The sequence below is a fragment of the Parvimonas sp. M20 genome (genome assembly GCF_035282425.1).
In the GTDB taxonomy this organism is placed as follows: Bacteria; Bacillota; Clostridia; order Tissierellales; family Peptoniphilaceae; genus Parvimonas.
Genome location: NZ_JAYKBQ010000086.1, coordinates 1 through 444, shown reverse-complemented (window position 1 = coordinate 444; position 444 = coordinate 1). Strand labels below are relative to the sequence as shown.

Genomic DNA, 444 nt, shown 5'->3' with positions numbered 1-444 from the left:
ACGCAACCACTTCGGCGGTGTTGTTCTCGACGATACGTGGGTTAAAGTCCCATGGGAGGCAAGGTAATGTCCGATCGTATATTCGTGTTCGGATCTAACTTGGCAGGACGCCATGGAAAAGGATCAGCCCTAGAAGCCCGGATGAAACATGGAGCTGTCTATGGGGTTGGGCAAGGCAGAACGGGGAATGCATATGCTATCCCTACTAAGGACGAAATCCTTAAAATTCTACCTTTGTCTGTGATTGGTTACCACGTCCAAAAATTTAAGGCGTATGCCGAACAGCATCCAGACCTTCAATTTGACGTTGTGGCCATCGGTTGTGGGCTCGCCGGATATGAGTCCAAGCAGATCGCACCCTTCTTTATTGGGTGCACTTCCAACGTAAACCTTCCTTATGAATTTAAGGATGTGATCGGAGAACAAGCATGAAGATCATTTTTC

At 47.7% G+C, this 444-nt stretch carries 1 protein-coding gene; it reads left to right on the top strand.

What is annotated here, in order from left to right; all coding sequences use genetic code 11:
* Window positions 1-66 precede the first annotated feature (66 nt).
* Entirely contained in the window at window positions 67-432 is a 366-nt protein-coding gene (locus VJI93_RS08520; RefSeq protein WP_324009279.1) for an A1S_2505 family phage non-structural protein, read from the top strand.
* The last annotated feature ends 12 nt before the right edge of the window (window positions 433-444 follow it).